This window comes from Metabacillus fastidiosus NBRC 101226 (genome assembly GCF_001591625.1).
Lineage (GTDB): Bacteria > Bacillota > Bacilli > Bacillales > Bacillaceae > Metabacillus > Metabacillus fastidiosus.
Window position 1 is genome coordinate 1 of the sequence record NZ_BCVG01000239.1, and the last position, 547, is coordinate 547.

General features: G+C 36.2%; 1 protein-coding gene. It reads left to right on the top strand.

Annotation, left to right across the window (positions count from 1 at the left end):
* Positions 1 to 86 precede the first annotated feature (86 nt).
* Positions 87 to 515, top strand: a complete 429-nt coding sequence (locus tag BFA01S_RS21605) for a DUF2243 domain-containing protein (protein ID WP_066235709.1) — start codon at positions 87 to 89, stop codon at positions 513 to 515.
* The last annotated feature ends 32 nt before the right edge of the window (positions 516 to 547 follow it).

Here is a 547-nt window from a genome sequence, read left to right on the forward strand (position 1 = left end):
CGGGAGTCTTACTGCCCGTTAAGGCTGGGATAAAATATTTATCCCCCTAGAAATTAAAAATTTCAGATCAGATAAAGGAGATTCTAATGGATAATAACTATGGAAAACGTAATATTATCTCAGGTGTTTTATTTGGTCTTGGTTTAGTTGCGTTTTTTGATGAGGCTGTTTTTCATCAGCTATTGCAGTGGCATCATTTTTATGACAGATCAACAACACAGATCGGGCTAGTGTCAGATGGATTTTTTCACGCTTTTAGCTGGTTTGCAACGATTGGCGGATTATTTATGTTTGCTGATCTCAGGCGCCGAAATTCATTAGTATTAAGCAGATGGGTTGGAGCTTTACTAATTGGAGCAGGTGCATTTCAATTATACGATGGTATTATTCAGCATAAAGTAATGCGGATACATCAGATCCGTTATGTAGAAAATATTATTGTTTATGATTTAACATGGAACATTATTGCCATTCTTTTAATTTCAGCGGGATTTATTATAATAGCTCGCAGCTGATAAAGTGAAACTTCTATCAGCGGGGATTTTCC